Below are 9,280 nucleotides of genomic sequence, written 5' to 3' on the forward strand. Positions count from 1 at the left end.
GTGGCTTCGCTTGCGGTGGCGCCCCCCGGGACGCGCCCGCGGCGCGCCCCATGAAGCCGCTGCGGCGCGTGATGGGCCGGGTGCGCAAGTTCACGCAGTTCTCCCTGCGCGACCTGGTCGCCACGGCCGGACCGACCGTGGGGCTGATCGCGGCCGCCTGCCTGCTCGCCTATCTGCTGGTCGACCCGTCGCCGCCGCGCAGCGCGCGTCTGGCGACCGGGCAGGAGAACAGCGCCTACGAGGAATTCGGCAAGCAGTACGCGGCCAAGCTCAAGAAGGAGGGCATCACGCTGACGCTGGTGCGCTCGCTCGGCTCCGCCCACAACCTGCAACTGCTGCGCGAGGGAAAGGTCGACATCGCCTTCGTGCAAAGCGGCTCGACCGATCAGGCCGAGTCGGAGCGCGCCGGGCTGGTCTCGCTGGGCAGCCTGTTCACGGAGCCGGTCTGGCTGTTCATGCGCGAGGGCGCCGCGCCGGCCCAGCTAAGCGAACTGAAGGGAAAGGGCGTCAACGTCGGTCCCGAGGGGACGGGCGTGCCCAAGCTGTTCCGCGCGGTGCTCGCCGCCAACGGCGTCGAACCGGACGAGCTGCGCCTTGGCGCGCTCGAGAACACGCCGGCGACGATGGCGCTGGTCGGGGGCGCGATCGACGGGCTCGTGTTCAGCTCGGCGCCCGAGGAGCCGCTGATCCAGATGCTGCTGCGCACGCCCGGGATCCGGCTGGTCGACTTTCCGCAGGCCGAGGCCTACACGCGGCGCCTGCCGTTCCTGTCGCACGTGGTGCTGCCGCGCGGGATCGTCGACCTCGCCAGCGACAACCCGTCGCGCGACCACCGCCTGATCGCGCCGACGGCGACCATGGTCGCGCGCGAGGACCTGCATCCGGCGCTGGTCGACCTGTTGGTGCAGGCGGCCAGCCAGATCCACGGCGGCACCGGCTGGTTCCAGCAGCAGGGGCAGTTCCCGTCGGCGCGCTACACCGAGATCGCGGTCGCGCGCGAGGCGGCCAAGTTCTACAAGGACGGCCCGCCGCTGCTGCAGCGCTACATGAGTTTCTGGCTGGCCAATTTCTTCGACCGCATGTGGGTGCTGGTGGTGGCGCTGGGGGCGCTGCTGATCCCGCTCTCGCGCGTGGTGCCGCCGCTGTATGTTTGGCGCATCCGGTCGCGCCTGTACCGCTGGTACGGGCAGTTGCGGGTGGTCGAGCAGGAGCTGGCCGAGGCGCCGGCGCAGAGGCGTGCCGAGATTTGCGGCGCGCTGCTGGCGCGGCTCGACGAGATCGAGGGGCTGGTCAACCAGATATCGATACCGCTGCCGTTCGCCGACGCCCTGTACAGCCTGCGCAGCCACATCCAGTTCGTGCGCCAGCGGGTGCTCGCGGCGATGGCGCCGGCGCCGGAAAGCGCGCCGGCGCCGGGGCCGGAGTAGCGGGAGTTCCCGAAGCGGCCCGTTTAGGCGCCGATCCAGGGCAGGCCGGCCTTGCACCAACCGCCGACGCCCTTGCGGTGGCCGGCGGCGTCCTTGTCGCCCTCAAAGCCCTCGAGGATATCGAAGCAGTGCGAGAAGCCGTTTTCGGTCGCCAGCCTGGCGGCGTGGCGCGAGCGCACGCCGGAGCGGCACAGGAACAGGATGACGTCGTCCTTGCCGGCGATGCCGGACAACTGGGCCACGAAGGCGGGGTTGGGCGCGCCGCCCGGCCACGTGCTCCATTCGACCGCGCCGTGCTGGGCGGGGGCGACATCGACCCGGCCGACCCAGTCGCGCTCCGCATTGGTGCGCACATCGACCAGCTTGACGGCGGGATCGGACTGCAGCAGCGTGAACGCCTCCTGCGGCGTGACGGCGCCGGCGTAGGGCAGGTCGGGTGACCGCAGGCGGGCGCTGGCGAGGATTTCGGAGGCGGTCGTGCTCATGGCGAAACTCCTTGGATGCGTGGGGTGGCACCAATTATAAGGGCTGGCCGGCGGCCACGCCCCGGCCCGTGCGGGCAATGCTAGTTGAACACGTTCTGTAACCGGGGTCTGACCCCACTTTCGCGTTCTGTAACCGGGGTCTGACCCCACTTTCGAAGTATTTCACAATCGCACAATCGGGGTCAGACCCCGCCGGCGCTTTTGGCTTGCTGCGCCGCATTGATTCATCGGTTTCAAAGGCTGGCGGCCACCGCCCCGCAGCATGCGCAAGCAAGATTTCGCAACCGGGGTCTGACCCCGATAGCGGAATATTTCATAAGTGGGGTCAGACCCCGGTTTCGAAACGATGGTGACCGACGGTTAATGATCGCCGCCGCGCGCTCGCTCCGAACGTGTGCCATACGATTTTGTATGGCAGTAGTCCGCGCCATGCAGGAATGAATAGTTGGTACGGCGCGGCCTCCTGTGTTGGTGCGTTGCGCACGAAATTGGTGCGGATGGCGTCGTTTGCACTTTAATGGTGCGATCGTTTTGGTGCGTCGTGGCCGCCGTCGGGCCATTCGTTCGGGCTTTTCCTCCGGGATTGCGAGTTTTCCGACAGGCAATCACAACCGCGCCAATCTTTTTATGCTGGCATGGATTCTGCTATCATTCCCGGTGAGTTTGGCCGAACGCAAGGCGTTCTTTTCTTGCGCGGCCGCCCCCCTTTTCATCCAGGAGAATATGCATGGCAATGACAGCCGAAGAAGTCTTGAAAATGGTAAAAGACAACGAAGTCAAATTCGTTGACTTCCGCTTCGCCGACACCCGCGGCAAGGAACAGCACGTGACCGTTCCCGTGTCCCATTTCGACATGGACAAGTTCGAATCGGGCCACGCGTTCGACGGCTCGTCGATCGCCGGCTGGAAGGGCATCGAAGCGTCCGACATGATCCTCATGCCCGACCCGAACACCGCCAACATCGATCCCTTCATGGAAGAGACCACCCTGTTCATGCAGTGCGACGTCATCGAGCCGGCCGACGGCAAGGGCTACGACCGCGATCCGCGCTCGATCGCCAAGCGCGCCGAGGCCTACCTCAAGTCGTCCGGCCTGGGCGATACCGCCTACTTCGGCCCCGAGCCAGAATTCTTCATCTTCGACAGCGTCAAATGGCGCATCGACATGTCCGGCTGCTTCGTCAAGATCGATTCGGACGAGGCCTCCTGGTCGACCGACAAGGACATCGACGGCGGCAACAGCGGCCACCGTCCGTCCGTCAAGGGCGGCTACTTCCCGGTCCCCCCGGTCGACAGCTTCCAGGACATGCGCTCCGAGATGTGCCTGATCCTCGAGGCCATGGGCATCCCCGTGGAGGTGCACCACCACGAGGTGGCCGGCGCCGGCCAGAACGAAATCGGCACCCGCTTCTCGACCCTGGTCGAGCGCGCCGACTGGACCCAGAACCTCAAGTACGTGGTCTGGAACGTGGCCCACAGCTACGGCAAGACCGCCACCTTCATGCCCAAACCGATCGTCGGCGACAACGGCTCGGGCATGCACGTGCACCAGTCGGTCTGGAAGGACGGCAAGAACCTGTTCGCCGGCGACGGCTATGCCGGCCTGTCGGACTTCGCGCTGTACTACATCGGCGGCATCATCAAGCACGCCAAGGCGCTCAACGCGATCACCAATCCGGGCACCAACTCGTACAAGCGCCTCGTGCCTGGCTACGAGGCGCCGGTCAAGCTGGCCTACTCGGCCCGCAACCGATCGGCCTCGATCCGCATCCCGCACGTGGCAAATCCGAAGGGCCGCCGCATCGAGACCCGCTTCCCGGATCCGCTGGCCAACGTCTACCTGTGCTTCGCGGCGCTGCTCATGGCCGGCCTCGACGGCGTGCAGAACAAGATCCATCCGGGCGAGGCCGCCTCGAAGGACCTGTACCACCTGCCGCCGGAAGAAGACGCGCTGATCCCGACCGTCTGCGCCTCGCTCGAGGAAGCCCTCGACGCGCTCAACAAGGACCGCGAGTTCCTCACCCGCGGCGGCGTCTTCAGCGACTCCATGATCGACGCCTACATCGAGCTCAAGATGCAGGACGTGCAGCGCATGCGCATGACGACCCATCCGGTCGAGTTCGACATGTACTACTCGCTGTAAGCGCGAAACACGGCGCACGCGACACGCGGCGCGGCGCCGGCCGTGCCAAGCCGCCGCCGGGCGCCGACAAGCGGCTTGTATACATGTCAGCACCTGTGAACGGCTTGACATCGGATTGATCCGACGCCGCCCGAAACGCGGGAAAAGCGCAGGCTTTTCCCGCGTTTTTTTATGCTTGAACGCGCTATAGATGTTGTATATTCGGACTATGCTCGTTTTGGGCGCACAACCGTGAAGTGGAACCGATGGCAATGACGACAAGATTTTTGGCACGCCGCATGCTCGCCCTGGCGCTGCTGGCCGCCCCGTGCGCGCCCGTCCTGGCCGATGGCGGCAATGCCATTTACCTGTGCGTCGATGCGAACGGACGCAAGGAGCTCACCGACAACGGGCGCAAGGGCTGCAAGCAGCTCGACCTGCCCGGCCTGATCGCCGCGCCGCCCGCGCGCAGAAGCGAGGCGCCCAGGCCGCGCGCGCCCGTGAGCACGCCGGGCGACTTCCCGAAGGTCGATTCGGCCCAGCAAAAGGCGCGCGACGACGACCGCCGCGCCATCCTCGCCGAGGAGCTCGAGGCCGAGGAGAAAAAGGCGGCCGAACTGCGCAAGGAATACAAGGACGGCCTACCCGACCGCCTCGGCAACGAGAGGAACTACGCCAAGTACCTCGAGCGCGTGGCCTCGCTGCGCGACAACATCGCGCGCACCGACAAGAACATCGACGCCCTCAAGCGCGAGCTGGCCAACATCAAATGAACGGCGGCGGCGGCGCCGGCGCGCCCGGTGCAAGCGCGGACGCGCTCGGCGGACTCGAACTGCTGGCCACGGCGGTGCTGCTGGCCGACCCCGACGGCCAGATCCGCTACGCCAACCCGGCCGCCGAGAACCTGCTCGAAAGCTCGCTCAAGGCGCTCTCGCGCCAGAAGCTGGCGGCGCTGTTCGGCAACGGCGACGAGCTCGCCCGGCTGTGCGCGCTCGCGCTCGACCACCAGTACGGCGACCTGCGCCAGGACCTCACGCTCGAGCGCGCCGGGCGCGAGCCGCTGCACGTGCACAGCATCGTCAGCGCCGCCGAGGGCGGGGTCGTCATCGAGCTGCGCGAGAACGTGCAGCAGCTCAAGCTCGACCGCGAGGAGCGCATCCTCGACCAGAGCCAGGTCAACAAGGAGCTGGTGCGCAACCTCGCGCACGAGATCAAGAACCCGCTCGGCGGCATCCGCGGCGCCGCCCAGCTGCTCGAGCTCGAGCTGCCGCCGCGCCACCTGAGCCAGCTGCGCGAATACACCCAGGTCATCATCAAGGAGGCCGACCGCCTGCAGACCTTGGTCGACCGCCTGCTCGCGCCGCACCGGCGCCCGCACATCGTCGGCGACGTCAACATCCACGAGGTGTGCGAGCGCGTGCGCAGCCTGATGCTGGCCGAGTTCCCGCACGGCCTGACCATCCGGCGCGACTACGACGCCTCGATCCCCGAGTTCCGCGGCGACAAGGAGCAACTGATCCAGACCGTGCTCAACATCGCCCACAACGCGGCCCAGGCGTTGTGCGAGCGGATCGCCGCCGGCGACGCCGAGCTCGTTTTGCGCACCCGAGTGGGGCGCCAGGTCACGCTCGCCAAGGTCCGCTACGCGCTGGCATTAGACTTGCATATCATCGACAATGGACCTGGCATCTCGCCCCAGATCCGCGACCGCATTTTCTATCCGCTGGTATCGGGACGGGAGGGCGGCAGCGGCCTCGGGCTGACACTGGCGCAAACCTTCGTGCAACAGCACATGGGCGTGATCGAGTGCGAGAGCCGGCCTGGGCTGACCGATTTCAGGATACTTTTGCCCCTGCCATAAGCGGGGACGGCGGTAGGCTGGTCGCGGTCCACACCAAGATCCAAAAGATCTAACCGAGATCCTTGCCGGGAAACGCGAATACATGAAACCGATCTGGATAGTCGACGACGACGCATCGATCCGCTGGGTGCTCGAAAAGGCCCTGGCGCGCGAGAACCTCGCCACCAAAAGCTTTTCCAACGCCCGCGACGCGATGGCCGCGCTCGAACTCGAGACGCCGCAGGTGCTGGTGTCGGACATCCGCATGCCGGGCCAGTCCGGCTTCGACCTGCTCACCGCCGTCAAGGCCAAATGCCCGGGGCTGCCGGTGATCATCATCACCGCCTTCTCCGACCTCGATTCGGCCGTGGCCGCGTTCCAGGGCGGCGCCTTCGAGTACCTGGCCAAGCCGTTCGACATCGACAAGGCGGTCGAGCTGATCCGGCGCGCGCTCGAGGAGAGCCTGCGCGAGACCAGCATCGAGGCCGGCCCGTCCGAGACCCCCGAGATCCTCGGCCAGGCGCCGGCCATGCAGGAGGTGTTCCGCGCCATCGGCCGCCTGTCGCAGTCGAACGTGACGGTGCTGATCACGGGAGAATCGGGCACCGGCAAGGAGCTCGTCGCCTGCGCGCTGCACAAGCACAGCCCGCGCGCGCTGCAGCCGTTCATCGCGCTCAACACGGCGGCGATCCCCAAGGACCTGCTCGAGTCGGAGTTGTTCGGCCACGAGCGCGGCGCCTTCACGGGCGCCCAGACCACCCGCCGCGGGCGCTTCGAGCAGGCCGAGAACGGCACCCTGTTTTTGGACGAGATCGGCGACATGCCGTTCGACCTGCAGACGCGCTTGCTGCGGGTGCTCTCCGACGGCCACTTCTACCGCGTCGGCGGGCACCAGCCGATGAAGGCCAACGTGCGCGTGATCACCGCGACCCACCAGAACCTCGAGCAGCGCGTGCGCGACGGCCTGTTCCGCGAGGACCTGTACCACCGGCTCAACGTGATCCGCCTGCGCCTGCCCAGTTTGCGGGAGCGGCGCGAGGACATCCCCATCTTGGTGCGCCACTTTTTGGTGCAAAGCGCCAAACAGCTCGGCGTCGAGACCAAGCGCATGAGCGAGGCGGCGATGCAGTTCCTCGCCTCGCTCGAGTTGCCGGGCAATGTGCGCCAGCTCGAAAACCTGTGCAACTGGATCACCGTGATGGCGCCGGGCCAGACGGTCGAGGTCAAGGACCTGCCGCCCGAGCTGATGCGCGGGCACGACGCCGGCGCGCCCGGCTCGAGCGTGCCGCTGGCCAACGACGGCGCCACGGCCCACGTCAGCGCGGCGCCCGGCAGCGCCACGCTGGCGGCGCTGGGCGCGACCGGCGGCTGGATCGGCCTGCTCGAGCTGCAGGCCGCCGGCATGCTCGCCGCCGGCCAGTCCGACGTCATGGACGTGCTCGGGCGCCAGTTCGAGTCGGCCCTGATCAAGACCGCGCTCAAGCACACGCACGGGCGCAAGAACGACGCCGCCGTGCGCCTCGGGATCGGGCGCAACACGATCACCCGCAAGATCGCCGAACTGGGCATCGACGGCGCCAAGGACGATTAGCCGCGACCGCGGCGCGGCGGCCGGCAGGCAGGCGGACGGCGCCGCTGCCGGTCCGGCCTTGCCTTGGAGGCGCGCCGAAAAAAGCGCCCTGGAAGAGCGCCTTAAAAGCGCGCCTTAAAAGCGCAGCAGGCGCGCCGACAGCGGCGGCACCGTCACCACGAAACGCGCGCCGCCCGCCTCCGGCGCCAGCGCGGCCTCGTTGACCAGGTCGGTCAGGCCGGCGGCGCCGTCCACCACGGCCGCCTCGAGCGTGACCCGGGCCGCCTGCTTCTTCACGTTCAGCACCAGCAGCACCCGGTTGGCGCCGCTGTCCTTGCGGTCGATGTACACGTTGCTGTCCGAGAAGACATGGGTGCGCGCGCCCTTGGCCAGCGCCGGGTTGGCCGCGCGGATGCGCAGCAGCGCCGCCACATGGTTTTTCAGGTCGCGCGCGCTGGCCGACAGGGCCGGCCCGGCCACGCCGTCGACCACGCCGTTGTCGCGGCTGACATGGTCGTCGCACAGGCCCAGGTTGGCGCAGTCGTTCTGCACCCTGGCCGCGTAGTTGGGCACCTCCTGGCCGATCTCGTCGCCGTAGTACAGCGTGATCGGGCCGCTGTAGGCGGCCATGAAGGCGAACGCGGCCTTGTGGCGCAGCCAGTAGTCGGCGCCGTCCGGGTCGCCCAGTCCGGCGCGCTGGACCAGGTCGCCGAAGCGCACCAGGTCGTGGTTGCCGAGCATCAGGTTGGGCATCGCATGGTCCGGATAGGCGGCGTGCGTGTCGAAGCCGGCGGCCAGGTTGCTGGCCGGCCGTCCGGCGGCGCCGGACTCCTCGGCCGCGAGCGTTTGCAGCAGCCGGTAGCGCAGAGGGAAGTCGAACGCCGACAGCAGCGCCGGGGCGTTCGCGCCGCCGTACGCGGCCGCCGCGATCTGGCTCTCGCCCTGCCACACCTCGGCCACCATGTAGCCGAGCGGACGCACCGCCACGCCGCCGGCGTCGAGGTAGCTGGTGGCGCTTGAAGCCTGCTCGACCGCGCCGCGGATGCTGCCCCAGGCGGCGGCAGGCACCTGGTAGGCCTGGTCGAGGCGCCAGCCGTCGATCTTGAGCTGTTCGATCCAGTAGGTGGCCACCTCGCGGTAGAAGGCCAGCGTGGCCGGCGCGCTGTAGTCGACCGGGTTGCTGCCGCCGGCCGGCAGCAGGCCGCCCGGCGACGGCGCCACGCCGCCCTTGTGGTGGCCGAACACGCCGTCGAAGAACACGTACAGGCCGCGTTTGTGGGCCTCGTCGACCAGGGTGCGGGCCTGCTCGAGGGTGCCGAAGCGCGGGTCGATCTTGAAGTAGTCGCTGGCGAAGTAGCCGGTGGCGTCGAGCCGGTCGGCGAACACGTCCTGGCCGGGGCGCGCGGCCGACAGGAAGATCGGCGTCAGCCACAACGCGTTGACGCCGGTGCTCTTGATGTAGTCGAGCGAGGCGGTGATGCCGGCCAGGTCGCCCTTGTGGGCGCTGGTGCCGTAACCGACGTTGAAATCGGCCAGCGGGTCGCGGTCGACGAAGGACTCGACCATGACCTGGTAGATGCGCAGAGCGCAGGCCGGCTGCGCCATCACGCCGTTGCAGGCGAGCCGCTGCTGGCGCGCGCCGGCGGCGCCGGCCACGCTGACATCGTGGGTCGCGGGCGGCGTCGGGGCCGGCTGCACCGGCGGCGGGGCCGGGGCCGGCGCCGGCGCGGAGGCGCCGCCGCCGCCGCAGGCGGTCAGCAGGGCCAGCGCGAGCGGCATCGCGGCATGCAGTGGAACACGGGGGAAGGGCATTGCAGTCTCCTGAAGTCGGTTGTC

General features: G+C 68.3%; 7 protein-coding genes. 5 read left to right on the forward strand and 2 right to left on the reverse strand.

The window, feature by feature from the left end; all coding sequences use genetic code 11:
* Window positions 1-71 precede the first annotated feature (71 nt).
* The gene (locus C7C56_RS27785) at window positions 72-1,427 is read left to right on the forward strand and encodes a TAXI family TRAP transporter solute-binding subunit (protein ID WP_106760575.1); all 1,356 of its coding nucleotides are present in this window, start codon (window positions 72-74) and stop codon (window positions 1,425-1,427) included.
* A gap of 23 nt (window positions 1,428-1,450) precedes the next feature.
* On the opposite strand, the gene C7C56_RS27790 is transcribed toward C7C56_RS27785, so the two are convergent.
* Window positions 1,451-1,912: a rhodanese-like domain-containing protein gene (locus tag C7C56_RS27790; protein ID WP_106760559.1), complete on the reverse strand. Its 462-nt coding sequence runs from the start codon at window positions 1,910-1,912 to the stop codon at window positions 1,451-1,453.
* A gap of 727 nt (window positions 1,913-2,639) precedes the next feature.
* Between C7C56_RS27790 and glnA the strand changes: the two genes are divergently transcribed.
* From glnA to ntrC, 4 genes are all read left to right on the forward strand, one after another.
* Entirely contained in the window at window positions 2,640-4,055 is a 1,416-nt protein-coding gene (glnA, locus tag C7C56_RS27795; RefSeq protein ID WP_106760560.1) for a type I glutamate--ammonia ligase, read from the forward strand.
* A 251-nt stretch (window positions 4,056-4,306) separates the two neighbouring features.
* A complete protein-coding gene (locus C7C56_RS27800) occupies window positions 4,307-4,807 on the forward strand; it encodes a DUF4124 domain-containing protein (protein WP_229459049.1) in 501 nt (166 codons plus the stop codon).
* Window positions 4,804-5,895, forward strand: coding sequence for a nitrogen regulation protein NR(II) (gene glnL, locus C7C56_RS27805; RefSeq protein ID WP_106760561.1), 1,092 nt, complete (start codon window positions 4,804-4,806; stop codon window positions 5,893-5,895). The genes C7C56_RS27800 and glnL overlap by 4 nt, the downstream gene beginning before the upstream one ends.
* An 82-nt stretch (window positions 5,896-5,977) precedes the next feature.
* Window positions 5,978-7,465: a nitrogen regulation protein NR(I) gene (gene ntrC / locus C7C56_RS27810; RefSeq protein ID WP_106760562.1), complete on the forward strand. Its 1,488-nt coding sequence runs from the start codon at window positions 5,978-5,980 to the stop codon at window positions 7,463-7,465.
* Window positions 7,466-7,579: 114 nt separating this feature from the next.
* Here the strand turns inward: ntrC and C7C56_RS27815 are convergent, their stop codons facing one another.
* Complete coding sequence (locus C7C56_RS27815; RefSeq protein WP_219933250.1) at window positions 7,580-9,256, reverse strand: alpha-amylase family protein; 1,677 nt, start codon at window positions 9,254-9,256, stop codon at window positions 7,580-7,582.
* Between the last annotated feature and the right edge of the window lie 24 nt (window positions 9,257-9,280).

Origin of the sequence: Massilia glaciei (assembly GCF_003011895.2) — a bacterium.
GTDB lineage: Bacteria > Pseudomonadota > Gammaproteobacteria > Burkholderiales > Burkholderiaceae_D > Telluria_A > Telluria_A glaciei.